The following is an 18,951-nucleotide window of genomic DNA, read 5'->3' as shown; positions in this document are numbered from 1 at the left end:
ATGTAATAATAATAAGTGTAAGGGTGTATTATGAGCAAAAGCAATGTCGAACTCTCCCGCAGACACTTTCTAAAATGTGCCGTTATAGCGGGAATATCTGTTTATTTAGCCCCTTTGTATAGCCGTGCTTTTGATGTGCTATTCGAAGAAAAAATCCTTCAATCTCCTGACTGGAACCCGGTCGACAAACAAATCAAATTTCGTATTGATGGTTTTGCCAAAGTCCAAGGGGAAAAAGTCTTCGCCAGAGACATTCGTGCACGTGATATCCCTCACTGGCCAAAACAGCAAGGTCATGCATTTTTACTCCGCGTGACTCAAGCCGATAAAATTTACCAAGGCTTTAACCTTGATCTGCTAAAAGATGGCCTGATGCCTGACCGCATCGTAACTGCAAGTGACTTAGAAAAAGATGGCGTTGCTTTCCCTGAATTTTATGGTGATGATTTATTGCTTCCAGAAGGGAAAACTCCCGCTTACCTTGGCCAAGCCGTCGCATTATTGATTTATCATGATTTTGCTAAATTCCGTTTTGCCAAAGAAACCTTAAAATTCCGTGACGATGTTATCCAATACGGCGCAGTAACTGGCCCATTAGAACGAGACCCATGGGGAACCTACCGTGGCGTGCGAATTGGCAATGAAAATCCTTATGAGCCAGATATTTATTCAAGCCTAAAAGATATGCCAATCTCCCCTATTGGCATGAAAAAGCACTTACCCGTTTGGCCTGAAGGTCGCGAAGGCGGAAAATTAGATCAACAAGGCATGCTATATGCTGATGAGCTCGCTAAACAACTGGAAAACCCACCGGAAGACTGGTTAGTGCTCAAACGAAAATACTTTTCTCAATCCATTGATACTGCTGCCTTAGAGCCTGATAATGCTAACGGTTGGTACGACGCCAAAACACAGTCATTCCATCTTGTTATTCCGACACAGTCCCCTCAGGAAGTTGCGGAATCATTACCAGAGATGTTGGCAAAATCGCATTTTCCAATTAAACAAATTTTCCTACACCCTTGTTTTACCGTTGGTTATGGTTCTAAAGACCACACTCCATTCCCCTATTATGGTGCGATGGCAACATTATATGGAGACGGAGTCCCTATTCGTCTAGCTAATGACCGTTATGAACAATTTCAATCTACCATCAAACGCCATGCTTTCGATATGGATTACACCTTAGCGGTTAATAAAAAAACGCATAAAATTGAAGCCCTTTCAGCTTCTTTTATCGGTGACGGCGGTGGTCGCTGTAATTTTACGCCTTCCGTTGTCATGGTCGGGGCTACTGGGGCCCAAGCTATCTATTATATTCCCCGTAGTGATTTATCTGCGGTCGGTATTGCATCAAGAGCTGTCGATGCGGGTTCAGCTCGCGGTTATGGTACTTTACAAGCCATGGCAGCAACCGATATGTTAATGGAAGAAGCCGCAAAACTCCTAAAAGTAGACCCCATCGAGTTCCGTCTTAAAAATATCATCAAATCTGGGATGAAAAATACCCAAGGGGCAATTCCTGGCGGCGCAATTCGTGCCGATGAAGTGTTAACCCGCTGTGCTGCTCACCCAATGTGGACTGACAGAGCCAAACGTAAAGCCGACTTTGAAGCGAAAAATAGCGGTAAACTATTCGGTACAGGGATTTCTTGTGTGCAAAAAGACTTTGGGACAGGTGCGGAATCCTCCTTTGCTCGCGTAGAACTTACCCCCGAGGGTAAAATAGCCATTTATCATAGTGGAGCAGAAATTGGTACAGGTATGTCTACGTCCCAATCGGTGGTTTGCGCTAAATGGTTAGGAAAGCCTGCGGAACAAGCTCATTTTTCCGTTGTTGATTGGTCAATTTTACCGATGATCTCAACAGGTAACCCATTTGCTATGTCACAAGATGAGCAAAACCACTTAGCACAAAACCCATTATGGACACCGAACTACTGCTCACCTGCGAGTGCGAGTAATTCAGCCTATTATTTCACCCACAGCACAGAAGCAGCCGCACGCCTTATATTCGAACATGGGTTATGGCCAGCTGCCATGTCAATTTGGCAAGAAGGGATTGGCGGCGGACAAGCGGCCCCTCTAGTTGTTCGCCGTGAAGATGCTCGTTGGGTTGCTGAAGGCTTAACCGCTGATGGGCTTGAGGTGCTTAGCTTACCGCGCTTAATTGAACGCACTTTTGCAATGGGCGGGGTAACTGGCGCAGTGTGCCACGTATTTAACCGCTGGCAATGGGCTGAAGCCGATTTCCCTATTCAGGGTGAAACTCGCCGTTTACCGATTGATGGGCTATCACTACGATTTGCCGATAAAGAATACCAAGTTTGCCACCGCGAAAAAGCTTATTACCCTGATACACAAAGAAATAATGCCGGAGTCACTTACTACAGTGCCGTCGCTACCGTTAGCGAGCTATCCATTGATAAAGCGACTGGGCAAGTCGAATTGCTGAATCACCATAGTGTGGTGGAATGCGGTAATCTTATCGTCCCACAACTGGTTTCAGGACAAATTCAAGGTGGATTAGCAATGGGTATCGGCCATGCACTCCATGAATATTTACCTCTCTACGAAGATGGTCCCGGTAATGGGACGTGGAACTTCAACCGTTATCATCTCCCGCTTGCCAGTGATGTTGCAGTTTGGCAACAAACCAATGAAGTCCTACCAGGACTTTCAGATACTGACCCGCCGAAAGGCGTTGCTGAGGTTGTTATGATCCCGGTAGTTTCATCCATCGTCAATGCCATTGCAGATGCAACTGGTCATCATTTCTTGCATTTGCCTGTACGCGCAAAAGACATTTTAGAGGTAATATCATGAGCCTAAATTTCCTTCCCCTCACCTTAACCATTAATGGCCAACAGTATGGACCAATGGACGTGCCTGAAGGCCTCATGATGATAGACTTTCTTCATGAATATGTTGACCTAACAGGTTCTCGCCTAGGTTGTGGCCAAGGCATTTGCCATGCTTGCGTTGTTATATTAGATAATCCATCTGGTACCAGCGAAGAAATCCGCACCTGTATTACTGGTGCACATTTTTTCAATAATAAAAGCATCCGAACTATCGAAGGGGCTGCCACCAAAGAAGAAAACGGAGAGGTAAAACTATCTCCGGTTCAACAAGCTTTTGTTGAAAATTTCAGTTTTCAGTGTGGCTACTGTACCCCAGGTTTTGTAAATGCAGCGACTGTGTTTATTGAAGAACTTCAGCGAAACCCGATTGCAGAAGCAGACTTAGAAGAGGCTATCAAACAAGCTCTAAATAACCATATATGCCGTTGTACTGGTTATGTACGCTATTATGAAGCAGTACGCGATGTGGTTCTTGCGACTCCTGGTCTTATCAAGGAGGCAGTAAAATGATCAAACGAATTATTTTATGGTTGATAGCCATCGCTATCATCGTTTGGGCGGTAATGTATTGGTATGAAAGCCGTACCTTAGATGGCCCTGTACAAAAAGTGACTGCGACGCCTCAAGAAATTGAGCGAGGCCGTTACCTCACTCTTGCCGGTGACTGCGCTGCGTGTCACACCAGTGCTGATGGTGCACCATTAGCTGGTGGTTTTCCACTCGATACCCCATTTGGTACCATCTACAGCAGTAACTTAACGCCCTCAGCCGATTTTGGTATCGGCCGCTGGACAAAAGATGATTTTTATAAAGCACTGACCCAAGGTATCTCTCCACCCAGTAAAAATCTTTATCCGGCAATGCCTTATACATCCTATAAAGGGATCACTCGGGAAGATTCTGATGCTATTTACAGTTATTTGATGAGCCAGCCAGCTATTGATGTCGCGCCACCTGAAAATTCATTGCCATTCCCACTGAACCAACGCATGGCAATGATTGGCTGGAATTTATTGTTTTTTAACGATAAACCACTCCCCGATAGCTCACAAGGTAGCTCCCCTGAATGGCTACGTGGTAAGTATTTAGTTAACGTATTAGAGCACTGTGCTGAATGCCATACGCCAAGAGGAAAGCTGGGAGAAATGGATTTAGATAACTTTATGAAAGGGGGTGCTTTAGGTCGTTTTGTTGCTCCAGATATTACCCCGCAAGCGCTTGCAGAACGAGGATGGACAAAAGAAGATTTACAGCAGTTTTTCATGACTGGGCTCACACCACAAGGTTCCGCCTACAGTGATATGCACCCTGTAATTTATCTGAGTTCTCAACATTTAACTCCAGAAGATAATAATGCCATAGCCACCTATTTAATGGGCGATAACCCGCCAGCAACTTCGCCATTAAGGGTGGGGGAAGGTAATGCACAAGGCCGCCAAATTTATTTAGAAACCTGCTCAGGTTGCCACTCCTATGACGGTAGCGGTAAACCGAATGTGGCGGTGGCAATGAAAGGAAATTCAACATTGCGTGATGTGGATAGCACTAACCTAATTAATGCGATTCTAGATGGTTTGCCTGAGCAAGCGTTCCCAAATAACCAATATATGCAAAGCATGCCAGGGTTTGCCAATAAGCTAAATGACCAACAAATTAGTGACTTAGTGAACTTCCTTCGCGTTCAGTGGGGAGGACAACCTGCTGATGTCACCCCGGAGCATGTTAAATCCTTACGTCAATAATGACAAAAAATGAACTATCGGGCTTGTTCGTATTTAACGAGCCCAATAGTTTTCTATTTAATAACCGAATACAAATATACTTTACATAATTAAATGCATATTGATTTAATCATTTATTAATAAGAATTAGTATCATTTAAATAAATTGTGTTCTAATAAAGCTCAGTTATTTTATTCAATACTGTCATATTAAGATGACTTAAACAGTATTATTCACTTTCTTGTCTAAATCCCTTTACTCGTTCTTGATATATCATTACAGATACCCATACTATTTATGTAACTTACTGAGCTATCTGATATTAGTCATCAAATTGTGAGCAAACTTAAGCGAAATAAAACGATCTTATAATGAATGACTAAAAAATATTATTTACTTCCATTGCTCATAATAAAAACCCTAAAAATATAATCAGGGAGCACAACATGTCGGGACATATTTCTAGACGCAATTTCATCAAACTAGGCACTATTGCGGGCATTGCTGTTATGGTCGGCAAACTCCCTTTTGCGATAGCAATGGAGCTCGATTCTGACGCCCCATCAACGGATTGGATTGGTCAAAACGGTAAAGCACGTTTTCGTTGGGATGGCGTTGAAAAAGTCACTGGCCGTAAAAATTTTGCTCGTGATTACCGCGCTAAAGACATCCCCGGCTGGCCAAAAAAACAAAGTTATGCCTTTATGTTAAAAGCGACAGAGGCAGATAAAACCTTTGAAGGCATTGATATTTCAATGTTAGGGCCAAATCTACAACCTGATAAAGTTGTTTTACAAGAAGATCTTATCCGTGATGGCTTAAATATTCCCCAAGATACCAGTATGGGGAAAGGCTTCTATGGCACCAATATTTTAGTTCCTCTAGGGGATACACCGCCGATTATTGGCCACCCAGTTGCTATCTTGATTTATCATGATTTCGATAAATATAGTGCAGCACAGCGGATGTTACGCTTTGCCACAAACACCGTAAAATACGGAACGGTGACAGGGCCAAAACCGCCCGCCAACTATGGTGCAGCACGGTACGTGCGTATCGGTGGTGACACACCACTTTCGCCTTCTATTTTTTCCCCTTATCAAGATTCAGGTATTAAAGGCGGGTTCGATGGCAATACGCCTATTTGGCCACCTTATGACCCCAAGCACGCCATTTCTATTCCCCCAGTGATCCGTAAAGATCGTGGCGGTGGCTTTATTCAAGCCCTTCATCAGGCAGAAAAAAGCCCTGATAAACAAGAAAAAGCGATGGATTACGCGCGGCAAATTGAGCAAGAAATCGCAGCGGCTCGCGAGAACCCTGATAAGTTTGTGATTGAGCGCCATGGTTTTTCACAATCCATTGACCCTTGCGCGATGGAGCCAGATAACTGTAATACTTGGTATGACGCGCAAACCAAAACACTGCATATCTTAACCGCGACACAGTCTCCTGCTGGTGTAGTTAATGCTGCTGCTGAGCTATCTAAACACAACAAACATTTTTCCGTCGAAAACATTGTGTTATTAACCGGTTCTACTGTTGGTTACGGCTCAAAAGACTATTCGGTTTTTCCTTTTTATTCGATGGTCGCTAGTTTCTACGCTGATGGCTTACCTGTTCGCATGGCAAATGACCGCTATGAACAATTCCAAATGGGAATGAAACGCCACTCCATTGAGATGGATGTCACCATTATTGGTGATAAAAAAACAGGTAAGTTTGATGTATTAAAAGGCACTTATAACTGTAATGGCGGCGGTCGTGAAAACCTCTCCGTTGCCGTATCTCACGTAGCAGTGCGCGGTGCTCAGTCTATTTATTACTTCCCTAAATCTGACCTCACTGCTCTCGCCATGGCCACTCCGGCTGTCGAAGCGGGGTCAATGCGTGGTTTTGGTTCCTTGCAGTCGATGGCAGTCACTGAATTGATGGTGGATGAAATCGCTCATAATCTTAATATTGACCCGATTGAACTGCGCCGCCGTAATGCCATTTTAGAAGGTTATCCAAATACACAAGGTGGTGTAATAGCCGGTGACCCGCGCAACGTTGAAATGTTAAATCTTGCGGAAAAACACCCGATTTGGGTCGATCGTGAGAAAAACAAAGCCGATTATGAAGCGAAAAACCCCGGTAAGTTATACGGCGTTGGCTTCGCGCAAGTACAGCAAGTTTATGGGTCTAGCGGTGTTCCAACGATTCTTTCTCTTGAATTTGATGCCAATGGCAAGCTAACAATGCGCCATTGTATGCAAGAGATTGGCACCGGTGGCACAACCGCACAGCAAGTGATGGTATGGCAAGCACTCAGCAAAGCCCCTGATGTCGTTGAGTTTGGGGTGACTGAGTTTGAAGAACTACCGCTTAAAACCAGTTGGGCCGACCAGAAAAAACAAGATGAATTATCCAAAACTGATCCCTATTGGACACCCGCTCTAATACCTGACATGAGCTCATCAAGTGGTGTTTACTACATTGGGTTCGGTACGCGCCAAGCTGGCCATTTTTTATTGGAAAATACCCTCTGGCCTGCGGCTAAAAGCATTTGGAGTGAAGGCCCCGGCGGCGGTGCGTTCAACGGCTTAAATGTTGAATTTGCCGATATTCGCGTTGGCCCAGATGGTATTGGCGGTGGTGGAATGAAGCCCATTCCTTTTGACATTTTAGCCAGAAGAGCCCATGAGATGGGGCTCATCACTGGGGTTGCTGTTCACGGTTATTCCAGCTGGCAGTGGGCTCGCGCAGAATTCGATATCCCAACTGTGGGTTTGAAAAATCTCCCTCTCGATGCAATATCCGTTCGTTATGGCGAGGGTGCACCACAAGAATTGAAAAAACAAATGACAACTGGCGGTTACCATTTTATTAAACGTAAAATTGCCTACTACCCACCAACACAACGCGCCAAAGCGGACCCAACAACGGTCACGCCTGCGTCTTGTTTAGTCGAGCTCAACGTCAACACCATGACGGGTGAGGTCGATATCATGCGCCACCATATGATTATGGACCCCGGTACGATGATTGTCCCTGAATTGGTTTCAGGCCAAATTCAAGGGGGTACCGCGATGGGTATCGGCCACGCGTTGATGGAAGAATTACCACTCTATGAAGATGGGCCAGGAAACGGAACATGGAACTTTAATCGCTATGTCCTGCCACGCGCTAAAGATGTTGCGGTTTGGCAGCAAACCATTGATTACTTACCACCACTTTCAGAAACTTCGCCACCCAAAGGCATGGCAGAACTGGGGATGATCCCAATCTTACCTGCGACTAGCAATGCATTAACCCATGCAACAGGCAAGCGTTTCTATGAATTCCCTATTACGGTAGATAAAATTAAAAAGGCACTCTCATGAAAATCAACAATGCCGTTCCGATTATTGAGCGCAAGCCACTAACACTGACCATTAACGGCCAAAAAATTGGTCCTATTGATGTCCCTGTTGGGATGCCAATGATTGAGTTTCTACATGAATACCTAGACCTCACTGGCACCCACTTTGGTTGCGGACAAGGGATTTGCCATGCTTGTACCATTATGGAAATCCAGCCCGATGGCACAACGGTTGAAAGCCGGACTTGTATCTTTGGTGCCCATTATTTCAACAATAAAAATATTGTTACCATCGAAGGGCAAGCCAAACTGGATGAACAAGGCAAAGTTGTTGAATTAACGCCAATTCAACAAGCTTTTATCGAAAACTTTTCGTTCCAATGTGGTTATTGTGCTCCCGGTTTTGTCACAGGTGCAACGGTGTTTCTCGATAAACTGAAGAAAAATCCAGTGAAACGAGACCAACTCGAACATGCGATTGAAGAGGCTCTCAATGAGCATATCTGCCGTTGTACAGGTTATGTACGCTATTATGAAGCTGTGAGGAAAGTCGCTCTCGACACTCCTGGCTGCGTGATCGACTAGGGAGAAACATCATGGCTAAATCCAGCTCTCTACGTAAAAGCATTTATATTATTATCTTATTATTCATAATATTAATGCTTGCGATCCTGTTTGGCGCTTTTCGTACCTCCAGTATCGGCCCTGATTTAGATAAACCGCTAACCTCAGAAGAAGTCGCCAAATTATTGCCAAGAGGGCAAGAACTGGCAACCGCTGGGGATTGCTTTGGTTGCCACTCATTACCTGAAGGGCCATTGGCTGCGGGGGGGCGTGCTATCGGAACCCCTTTTGGTACCATTTACTCCACGAATATAACGCCTGATAAACAATTTGGTATTGGTAACTATACCCGCGCTGATTTCCATCGTGCGTTGAAAGACGGAATTGGCAAAGAAAGAGGTAATCTCTACCCTGCGATGCCGTTTGTATTTACCCATATGACCACATCGGAAGATATTGATGCACTATATGCTTATGTGATGTCGCTTCCACCAATGGCCGTGCCAAACAAAGAAAATACAGGTGTCTTTGTCCTACCCGTTCGTCCATTTATGAACTTCTGGACTTTGCTTAATTTTCCTAAACAAAATGCACCCCATGACCCGCAACGCTCTGCCGAATGGAACCGTGGCGCGTATATTGTCGAAGGTTTGGCACACTGCGGTGCTTGCCACTCACCGCGTAACTTAATGATGGGTGTCGAGTTTTCACGGTCACTTCAAGGGGGTGAAGAAGCGGGCTTAGCGATCCCTGATATCACAGCAGAAGCGCTTTCCAAACATGGCTACGATACCGCCTCTTTGAGCCAATTTTTACTGACGGGCAATGCCCCACAAGGCTCTGCATTTGCAGACATGAGCACAGTGACTCATTTTTCTACTAGTCAGATGAAAAAAAGCGATGTTGATGACATGGCGATTTATTTGATGACCGATAAACAAGGAAAAATACTCGGAGCCAAAGCCCCACCAGCGCCATTACCGGAGGCAAACTCACCAGAAGTGGGTGATGTCAGTCAAATCATGGAAACCGGTCGCTTGATGTATATGTCTACGTGTGCAGGTTGCCACGGGATCACCGGAGAAGGTGTACCAAATGGCATTCCAGCGTTAAAAGGTAATGCCATCCTAGCCATGGACAGCCCTGAAACCTTTATCAGTGTGGTATTAACCGGTATTCCAACCACCACCTTCCCGAACGGGCAGCGTATGTATGCAATGCCAAGTTTTGCCGATGATTTAACACCACAAGAAATGGCAGATTTAATTTCATGGGCGCGCGCTGAGTGGGGAGGACAAGGTAAACCCGTCACCGCCGAACAAGTTGAAAAACTGAAAAAGGCGGCTCAGTAATCATTCGTCGCTTCTCTTCAAATGACTTATTTATTGAAGGGAAGCGACATTATTATTTTCATTACAATATTTGAGTAAAATCCCCATTAATTTTATTGTTATCTAAAAGCCTATCTTGAGTTAATCCCACAAGCAGAGAAAACGACAGCCCACATTCTAATTATTTGGAATATATCAACTGGATTTCCTTTCACATTACCTCACTCAAACATTCACACAACTCATGGGTATTTTTCAATATTAACCTTTATTAATAAGCACTTACTATATACATAACGAAAATTTAGCTTAGCACATACAGTCACAATTCAAATTAATAACCTATGTTATAGTTAACATACAAATAATAACATTAAATTATCATTTATTGTGATTAGCAATGTGAAAGGAAAGTATATGCAACTAAATATCAATGGAAGATGGGTTGAACTAAGTAATATTTCTCCATCAACACCGCTTCTTTACGTATTACGTAATGATTTAAAGCTCAACGGCCCCAAATATGGCTGTGGCTTAGGCGAATGTGGTGCTTGTAGTGTACTTATCGATGGTAAAGTCGTTCGCTCTTGTTCAACACCTATATCGACAGTAGAAAATAGAAAAATTACGACATTAGAAGGTATTAGTGATGCTGATACACTCCATCCTGTGCAACAAGGATTTATTGATGAGCAAGCAGCACAATGTGGTTATTGTACGAATGGCATGATAATGACATTGGTTGCTCTGTTTAAACGTAACCCTAATGCAAGTGAAGAAGAAATAAAAAAAGAGCTCGCTTTTAATTTATGCCGTTGTGGAACCCATGTAGAAATATTAAAAGCAGCTAAAAAAGCTAAAATAATCATCGCACAAGGTGGTAAAGCATGAGTATTTTTGATATCACTCGACGCCGTATGCTGCAAGCTGGTGGGCTCATCGTTGTCAGTAACATGTTGCCTTCTATTTCATTTGCAACAGAAAAAACACCAACCAAGAATGCCGCTATCCCTTTAAATTATGTCGATAGTTTTATTGCTCTTGCTGCAGATGGTTCGGTGACTGCATTTAATGGCCATGTGGATTTAGGTACAGGAATTCGTACCTCGCTCGCACAAATTGTCGCTGATGAAATTGGTGTCTCTTTTGAATCGGTAACAATGATACTTGGGGATCCGCAAAGTACACCAGATCAAGGACCGACTATCGCCAGTGCGACCATTCAAGTCACTTCTATCCCTTTACGCCATGCCGCAGCTCAAGTTCGCATGAAGCTAACATCTCTTGCTGCAAAAGCGTTAAATGTGCCTGTGGAAGCTGTTCGAGCAGAGCATGGATATGTTTTTGTCACTGCCGAACCTGAACGCCGTTTGAGTTATGCGCAATTGGCGAAAGGACAAGATCTCCATTTTGAATTAGATGAAAATGTAACCTTAAAACCTATTTCTGAGGCTGTTTATGTCGGAAAGCCGATTCAACGCGTAGATATTCGCGCTAAAGTAACGGGTGAATTGACTTGGGTACATGATATGCGAGTACCCAATATGTTACATGGCAGAGTTATTCGCCCTCCTTATGCAGGTGCAGATAGTAGCGCGCCGCTTGGGAATAGTTTGCTTTCCATTGATGAAAGTTCGATTGCCCACCTGCAAGGCGTGGTAAAAGTTGTACGCATTAATGACTTTGTTGGTGTCGTTGCAGAACGTGAAGAACAAGCGATAGACGCTATGCGTCAGTTAAAAGTTCAATGGAAAGAATGGCAAGGATTACCCGATTTAACCCTCGATAAGCTCCATGACACCCTTGATGCATTACCCAGCCAAGATAGGGTATTACGAGATGATGGCGATGTTGACAGCGCCTTAGCAAATTTACATAAAACCGTGAATGCTGACTATGTTTGGCCATACCATTTACATGCATCAATTGGGCCATCTTGCGCTATCGCTGATGTCCGTGCCGATAAAGTAGACGTCTGGTCAGGCACACAAAACCCTCATGACCTACGAAAAGATTTAGCACTACAACTCGATAGAGACCTATATCAAATACATATTCATCGCATGGAAGCATCAGGGTGCTATGGGCGCAACTGTGCTGATGACGTGGCTGCCGATGCTGTATTACTGTCTCAAGCGACAGGCCGACCTGTGCGAGTGCAATTAATGCGAGAACAAGAAGCGGGTTGGGAGCCAAAAGGCACAGGGCAATTGATTAAAATTCGAGGGGGAGTTGATCAAAATAATGATGTCAGCGCTTACGAACTCAGTACTCGTTATCCATCAAATAACGCCGCTACTTTATCGTTGATTTTAACTGGGAAAAAAGAAAACAAACCAGATATTCAACAGATGGGGGACCGCACTGCTATCCCTCAATATCTATACCCACATATGCGTGTTATTGCTAAAGATACCGCACCTGTTGTTAGGGCATCTTGGATGCGTGGAGTTTCAGCGCTCCCGAATGTATTTGCCCATGAATCTTGGATTGATGAAATTGCTTATTTAGCACAGCAAGACCCTATAGCATACCGCTTGAAATATTTAGATGATCCTCGAGCTATCGCTTTAATTAATGCTGTGAAAAAACAGGCAAATTGGATTGATGGACCAATGCATCAAAAACCATCCCCTGTAACCGAAGAAATTGTGAATGGTCGAGGCTTTGCATGGGCGCGTTATTTTCACAGTAAATTCCCGGGGTTTGGTGCAGCATGGGCAGCTTGGGTTTGTGACTTAACCGTTAATCGTCGTACAGGGCAAGTGCTTATCAAAAAAGTCTATGTCGCTCATGATTGTGGACAAATAGTTAACCCAGATGGCGTTAAACACCAAGTCCATGGAAACATTATTCAATCCTGTAGCCGAGTATTAAAAGAGTTTGCCACCTTTGATAAATCAGGCACAACCTCACTTGAATGGGGGGGATACCCTATTCTACGTTTCGATGAGTTACCCGAAATTGACATTCAATTAATGGAATATCCCAATGAACCCCCTATGGGAGCGGGTGAATCTGCATCGGTACCAAGCGCTGCCGCGGTAGCAAATGCGTTATTTGATGCATTAGGTGTGCGTATGCGGGAAGCTCCATTTACCCCTGAACGTATTCTGCGAGCAGTAAATATGGCAGCCAAAAACCAAGGAGTGGCTCATGAGTAAAGCAAAAAAACTATTTGGCTACAGTGCGCTTGCTATCATTATTATTGCGGTGGGGGGACTCGCTCTGAGTTGGCAATCTGCCATTGAGCCATTACACACTAATTCGACACAAAGTTTTACTGATGCTCAAATTGCCCACGGTGAAAAATTAGCGGCACTAGGTGATTGTGCTGTTTGCCATACACGGCCTGGCGGTGAGAAAAATACAGGGGGCTTCGCAATGGAGATCCCCTTTGGCACGATTTACACCACAAATATAACACCGGATATAGAAACAGGAATTGGCAGCTGGTCATATGAAGCGTTTGAACGGGCTATGCGTTATGGTGTTGATCGTGAAGGGAATTATTTATACCCTGCTTTCCCTTATACCGCATTTACTCATACTTCCGACGATGATTTATATGACCTCTATGCATGGTTAATGAGCCAAAAACCCGTTCGTTATCAACCCCCAAAGACATCGTTGAACTTCCCCTTTAATATTCGCCAAGGAATTTGGGCATGGAACCAGCTCTATTTAACCACTGGGTCATTAAAACCAGATAGTTCACAAACTGATGAGTGGAACCGAGGTGCATACCTTACCGAAGGACTCGGCCATTGCAGCGCTTGCCACTCTCCACGTGATATTTTATTTGGCGAAAAAGGCGGAGATAGCCACTTGATGGGCGGAGATGCTGAAGGGTGGAGTGCACCAGCGCTGCGAGGTAACCAATCTTCACCTGTTGCATGGAGCCATCAGGACATGGCGGAGTTTTTGCGTAGCGGGTTCTCAGCTAACCATGGCGTTGCAGCAGGCCCGATGGCGCCTGTCATTAGAGAAGGAACCTCTCAACTAACCGAAGAAGATAGACAAGCTATTGCTACCTATTTGACTTCTGAAGTTGATCATCCGCAAGTCACATCGCAAGCCGTAGCAATCGTACAGCAAACAGAAGATAAAATTGAACCACTCTCTACTGAAGGGGCAAGGTTATATTCAGGGGCTTGTATGGCATGCCACGCCCAAACGAAAGGTGCGCAAATGTCAGGTATACGCCCCGCTTTAGCCTTAAATACAAATCTTTATGCAGATACACCAGATAATGCCATTCGCGTTGTATTAAATGGAATAGAGTATGAGGCAACAGATGGGCTCGGTAGCATGCCTGCTTTTCGTCATAATTTAAGTGATAAGCAAATAGCTGTACTCTTAAATTACCTAAGAACAACGTTTACCGACAAATCGCCATGGCCTGATTTGGAACAACAAGTTAGCCAGCTGCGCGCGGAAACAGCAGCTAAATAATCCGTTTTATCTTTAGCGCAAATAACGGTTATATCTATGTCCCCTTATTTGCGCTATTTATTTCTACTCAACAATATTTCAGACCATTTATCACCAAACACGCATTGTCCCTGTGATAATCACATCATACTATAGAGAATTGCATGGCTAACACGTTTGCCTACTCTCATTTCTTGCGATTTGTGGTATTTTAGTCTCTGAAAATAATCGTCGAATACACTCACAGAATTTAGTTAACTCAATACGTTAAACAGACAACATTATGACTGATAAGCAAAGTTTCGAATCTCACACCCCTATGATGCAGCAGTATCTAAAACTAAAAGCACAACATTCAGACATACTGCTGTTTTATCGCATGGGTGACTTCTACGAACTGTTTTTTGATGATGCTAAAAAAGCGTCTCAATTGTTGGATATTTCCCTCACCAAACGGGGGCAATCTGCGGGGCAGCCGATCCCTATGGCCGGCGTTCCCCACCATGCTGCCGAGGGCTACTTAGCCAAATTAGTACAAATGGGTGAATCCGTCGCCATTTGTGAACAAATTGGCGACCCTGCTACCAGTAAAGGGCCGGTTGAGCGCCAAGTAGTACGTATTGTCACGCCGGGTACTATCACCGATGAAGCGCTATTAAATGAAAGGCAAGACAACCTATTAGCTGCGGTATGGCAAGACCAACAAGGCTTCGGGTTTGCCACATTAGATATCACTTCTGGTCGTTTTATTATCAGTGAAATCGCCGACGAAGAAGCATTACAAGCTGAACTTCAACGCTCTCGCCCTGCCGAACTTCTATACCCTGAAGACTTCGCCAGTATGGCATTAATTGAACACAATAAAGGCCTACGTCGCCGCCCATTGTGGGAATATGAGCTCGATACTGCAAAACAACAGCTCGGTTTACAGTTTGGTACGAAAGATTTAATTGGTTTTGGGGTTGAAGATGCTCATAAAGCGCTCAGAGCCGCAGGCTGCTTATTACAATATGTAAAAGACACACAACGTACTTCACTGCCCCATATTCGCAGTATTGTGATGGAAAAACAAAATGATAATGTCATTTTGGATGCAGCAACTCGTCGCAATTTAGAGATCACACAAAACCTTGCAGGTGGTACAGAAAACACACTTGCCGCCATTTTGGATATGTGTGTGACCCCAATGGGCAGTCGTATGCTAAAACGTTGGCTACATACCCCATTGCGTAATATTCAAGTATTAAATAACCGCCAACAAGCTATTAGTGCATTGCAAGAATGCGGCTTTGAATTACAACCATTTTTGCGTCAAATCGGCGATTTAGAACGGGTATTAGCACGCTTAGCGCTGCGTTCCGCTCGCCCACGCGACTTAACCCGTATGCGTTACGCATTCCAGCAATACCAAGATATTCATCAAATACTGAGCCAATCAAGTTGTTCGTATTTACAAGATCTTCAAAATCGTATTGGCCAATTTGATGAATTACAAGACTTACTTGAAAAAGCCATTATTGATGCGCCACCTGTGTTGGTACGTGATGGCGGTGTTATCGCCCCAGGTTATAATAGTGAACTCGATGAATGGCGCGCCCTTGCTGATGGGGCAACCGACTACCTCGATAGACTCGAAATTCGTGAAAGAGAAAAGCTGGGGATCGATACCCTAAAAGTCGGTTATAACGCGGTTCATGGCTACTATATTCAGGTTAGCCGCGGTCAAAGCCATTTAACACCTATCCATTACGTTCGTCGCCAAACGTTAAAAAATGCCGAACGCTATATTATTCCTGAACTCAAAGAGTATGAAGATAAGGTATTGACATCAAAAGGAAAAGCATTAGCTATTGAAAAAGCGCTGTATGATGAGCTGTTTGATATGCTATTGCCTCATCTTGCTGCGCTGCAAACTAGTGCTGAAGCACTCGCTGAGTTAGATGTCCTAGCCAACCTTGCGGAGAGAGCACAAACTCTAGGCTATGCTTGCCCACAACTGACTGAAAAACCGGGTATCCAAATAACCGAGGGTCGCCACCCTGTTGTAGAACAAGTGCTTAGCGAGCCGTTTATTTCTAACCCATTATCACTATCACCACAACGTCGCCTATTAATTATTACTGGTCCAAATATGGGCGGTAAAAGTACCTATATGCGCCAAACTGCATTGATTACCTTATTAGCGTATATCGGCAGTTTTGTTCCTGCCAGCAAGGCAGTAATAGGGCCAATCGACCGTATTTTTACTCGTGTTGGAGCCTCTGACGACCTAGCTTCTGGCCGTTCCACCTTTATGGTTGAAATGACAGAAACCGCCAATATCCTTCACAATGCGACAGAACATAGCTTAGTGCTAATGGATGAAATTGGTCGTGGGACTTCAACCTATGATGGCCTTTCTCTTGCTTGGGCTTGCGCTGAAAATTTAGTTAATAAAATCAAGGCAATGACCTTATTTGCTACGCATTATTTTGAATTAACAACACTACCTGAAAAACTCGAAGGTGCAGTCAATATTCACCTCGATGCTATTGAGCACGGTGATACCATTGCCTTTATGCACAACGTTCAAGACGGCGCCGCCAGCAAAAGCTATGGTCTTGCTGTCGCTTCTCTTGCAGGCGTGCCAAAAGATGTGATTAAACGAGCGAAACAAAAGCTTAAAGAACTCGAAGTGATCTCAAACAATGCCAATGCGAGCCATGTGGATAGCGCCCAGCTTAGCTTTTTAACCACAGAAGATGTCGAGCCATCTCCAGTATTAACTGCTCTCGCTGAAATTGATCCCGATAAACTCACTCCGCGCCAAGCCCTAGATTGGATTTATCGGTTAAAGGATATGGATAACTAACATGGATGAGTATGCGCAATTACTCACACCAATCAGGCAGTTTCTGCAATGTGAAACGCCTGATGCGTGGGTAAAAAAAGCGAGTTTGCCTGAAAACTTGCCCATTATCTTAAAAGACCATTTATTATGCGAATTAAAAGCCGCGCAAAGTGCGATGTTTTTAATTCGCAAGTATGCTGTCGATAAAGACAGTGCTGCAGTGCTACTTGAATGGTTTAAACCTTATGAATCATTTGCTTATGACAGAATTGGTGACATCCATACATTAAGAAACAAAAATCAGGTTTCTAAACAGATATTGGCAAAAAAACAATCACCTTATAGCCAAGATTTAATTGATAAAATGGTCCTGCTAATCAAAGAGGAACTTCATCATTTTTACCAAGTTCTAGAGATTATGCATGAACGTAATATTCCATACGATGGCATCACTGCAGGCCGTTATGCTAAAGGGTTGTTGAGCCATGTCGACCCCCATGATCCAAAAACCTTAGTTGATAAGCTAATTATTGGAGCTTATATCGAAGCACGTTCTTGTGAGCGTTTTGCTAAATTAGCCCCATTTCTTGATGAGCAGCTGGCAAATTTTTATATTTCATTATTACGCTCAGAAGCTCGCCACTATCAAGATTATTTGCACTTAGCACAATTAATTAGCAAACAAGATATTACTGAGCGAGTTAATTATTTTGGTATTATTGAAGCTGAATTAATTTCGACACCTGATGATGATTTTAAATTTCATAGTGGTGTCCCCATTAACTAAGCTTGTTCTCTATTATTTACATATAAAAAGCCCCTATAAACCTTAGCTTATAGGGGCTTTAACTATCTAATCAACATCCTACATATTAAATAGCGACTCCAGAGTCAGCTCTTCTCCATGTAAAATATCTTTTAATCGCTTTAAACCTTCTACTTGGATCTGGCGAACACGTTCTCTTGTTAACCCTATTTCACGGCCAACTTCTTCCAGAGTTTCAGCTTCATAGCCTAAAAGCCCAAAACGTCGTGCTAAAACCTCCCTTTGTTTTGGGTTCAATTCATATAACCACTTAACAATATTCTCTTTTAAGTCATTATCTTGAATTGTATTTTCTGGACCTGAATCATTATCATCAGACAATACCTCAAGCAAAGATTTCTCTGAGTCCCCTGCAATTGGCGTATCAACAGATGTGATACGTTCATTTAAACGTAACATCCTACTGACATCTTCGACAGGTTTATCTAGCTGCTCAGCGATCTCTTCAGGGCTTGGCTCATGATCCAACTTCTGGGCTAATTCACGTGCAGTACGAAGGTAAATATTGAGTTCTTTAACGATATGAATAGGAAGACGAATGGTTCGAGTTTGGTTCATAATCGCGCGCTCGATCGTTTGACGGATCCACCACGTTGCATACGTCGAGAAGCGAAACCCTTTTTCAGGATCAAACTTTTCAACAGCACGAATCAACCCAAGATTTCCTTCTTCTATCAAATCGAGTAATGCGAGACCTCGATTATTATAACGACGTGATATTTTTACAACGAGACGAAGGTTGCTTTCTATCATGCGCTGTCGTGATGCAATATCTCCACGCAATGCACGTCTTGCATAGAAAACTTCTTCTTCTGCTGTAAGGAGTGGTGAGAACCCAATCTCACTAAGATAAATTTGAGTGGCATCCAGAACACGTTGATTTGTGTTCTGGAGTAAATCCATTTCGTCATCTAGCTCAGTAACCAGATCCTCTTCTTTAAACTGACTCTCGTCAAAAGTGTCATTTAAATTACTTTCATCGAGGTCATTATATAACTCGTTAACTTTCAGCGAACTTTGGCTCATCAGTGACTCCT

Annotated in this window: 12 protein-coding genes; 11 read left to right on the top strand and 1 reads right to left on the bottom strand. The window is 43.6% G+C overall.

What is annotated here, in order from left to right:
* The first annotated feature begins 30 nt into the window (after positions 1 to 30).
* From PR834_RS03070 to miaE, 11 genes are all read left to right on the top strand, one after another.
* Entirely contained in the window at positions 31 to 2,826 is a 2,796-nt protein-coding gene (locus tag PR834_RS03070) for a xanthine dehydrogenase family protein molybdopterin-binding subunit (protein WP_094960925.1), read from the top strand.
* Positions 2,823 to 3,374, top strand: coding sequence for a (2Fe-2S)-binding protein (locus PR834_RS03065; RefSeq protein WP_004260697.1), 552 nt, complete (start codon positions 2,823 to 2,825; stop codon positions 3,372 to 3,374). The genes PR834_RS03070 and PR834_RS03065 overlap by 4 nt, the downstream gene beginning before the upstream one ends.
* Entirely contained in the window at positions 3,371 to 4,606 is a 1,236-nt protein-coding gene (locus PR834_RS03060) for a c-type cytochrome (protein ID WP_272536419.1), read from the top strand. Before PR834_RS03065 ends, PR834_RS03060 begins: the two co-directional genes overlap by 4 nt.
* A 426-nt stretch (positions 4,607 to 5,032) precedes the next feature.
* The gene (locus PR834_RS03055) at positions 5,033 to 7,951 is read left to right on the top strand and encodes a xanthine dehydrogenase family protein molybdopterin-binding subunit (RefSeq protein ID WP_096863307.1); all 2,919 of its coding nucleotides are present in this window, start codon (positions 5,033 to 5,035) and stop codon (positions 7,949 to 7,951) included.
* The gene (locus PR834_RS03050) at positions 7,948 to 8,514 is read left to right on the top strand and encodes a (2Fe-2S)-binding protein (protein ID WP_004260707.1); all 567 of its coding nucleotides are present in this window, start codon (positions 7,948 to 7,950) and stop codon (positions 8,512 to 8,514) included. Before PR834_RS03055 ends, PR834_RS03050 begins: the two co-directional genes overlap by 4 nt.
* Before the next feature lie 11 nt (positions 8,515 to 8,525).
* Complete coding sequence (locus PR834_RS03045; RefSeq protein WP_232368696.1) at positions 8,526 to 9,845, top strand: cytochrome c; 1,320 nt, start codon at positions 8,526 to 8,528, stop codon at positions 9,843 to 9,845.
* Positions 9,846 to 10,241: 396 nt separating this feature from the next.
* Complete coding sequence (locus PR834_RS03040) at positions 10,242 to 10,715, top strand: (2Fe-2S)-binding protein (RefSeq protein ID WP_036958302.1); 474 nt, start codon at positions 10,242 to 10,244, stop codon at positions 10,713 to 10,715.
* On the top strand, positions 10,712 to 12,988 hold the full coding sequence (locus PR834_RS03035; protein ID WP_272536418.1) for a xanthine dehydrogenase family protein molybdopterin-binding subunit: 2,277 nt from the start codon (positions 10,712 to 10,714) through the stop codon (positions 12,986 to 12,988). Before PR834_RS03040 ends, PR834_RS03035 begins: the two co-directional genes overlap by 4 nt.
* Positions 12,981 to 14,279: a c-type cytochrome gene (locus tag PR834_RS03030; protein WP_164564713.1), complete on the top strand. Its 1,299-nt coding sequence runs from the start codon at positions 12,981 to 12,983 to the stop codon at positions 14,277 to 14,279. Before PR834_RS03035 ends, PR834_RS03030 begins: the two co-directional genes overlap by 8 nt.
* A 262-nt stretch (positions 14,280 to 14,541) precedes the next feature.
* Complete coding sequence (mutS, locus tag PR834_RS03025; RefSeq protein WP_004260719.1) at positions 14,542 to 17,109, top strand: DNA mismatch repair protein MutS; 2,568 nt, start codon at positions 14,542 to 14,544, stop codon at positions 17,107 to 17,109.
* A gap of 1 nt (position 17,110) precedes the next feature.
* Positions 17,111 to 17,875 carry a tRNA isopentenyl-2-thiomethyl-A-37 hydroxylase MiaE gene (gene miaE / locus PR834_RS03020; protein ID WP_096865144.1) on the top strand — a complete coding sequence of 255 codons (765 nt, stop codon included), beginning with the start codon at positions 17,111 to 17,113 and terminating at the stop codon, positions 17,873 to 17,875.
* A 78-nt stretch (positions 17,876 to 17,953) separates the two neighbouring features.
* On the opposite strand, the gene rpoS is transcribed toward miaE, so the two are convergent.
* Entirely contained in the window at positions 17,954 to 18,940 is a 987-nt protein-coding gene (gene rpoS / locus PR834_RS03015; protein WP_004260723.1) for an RNA polymerase sigma factor RpoS, read from the bottom strand.
* Positions 18,941 to 18,951: the final 11 nt, after the last annotated feature.

It is taken from the genome of Providencia sp. PROV182, assembly GCF_028480325.1.
In the GTDB taxonomy this organism is placed as follows: Bacteria; Pseudomonadota; Gammaproteobacteria; order Enterobacterales; family Enterobacteriaceae; genus Providencia; species Providencia hangzhouensis.
This window is presented reverse-complemented; position numbering and strand designations above follow the sequence as displayed.